Raw genomic sequence first — 284 nt, forward strand, 5'->3', positions numbered from 1 at the left:
GTGTCCATGCTGGGTTAGCTTGATTCTCTCCTTTGACGTCGATAGTGAGAAAAGCACGGCGACTGTCTTGGTTTTGTTGATGCTTAGTGCCCATTTGTCTGTCCACTCTGCTACGTTGTTTATGGCTGTCTGGATTCTGAATGTGGCAGTGCCAGCACTTGTCTCGGAGCTCCAGATAGCAAGATCATCGGCATGTAGGATGTTTGACACGCATCTTGGCAGACTAGACACAAGGCCATTTATGTATACGAGGAACAATGTTGGGGATACAACTCCTCCTTTTG

General features: G+C 47.5%; 1 protein-coding gene. It reads right to left on the reverse strand.

Translation table 11 applies throughout. The features are described 5' to 3' along the window. A partial coding sequence (locus ACSIPU_RS31220) for a reverse transcriptase domain-containing protein (protein ID WP_435322579.1) occupies positions 1–284 on the reverse strand: 284 nt, incomplete at both ends.

The organism is Klebsiella sp. HN106, assembly GCF_051209435.1.
Taxonomy (GTDB): domain Bacteria; phylum Pseudomonadota; class Gammaproteobacteria; order Enterobacterales; family Enterobacteriaceae; genus Klebsiella; species Klebsiella oxytoca.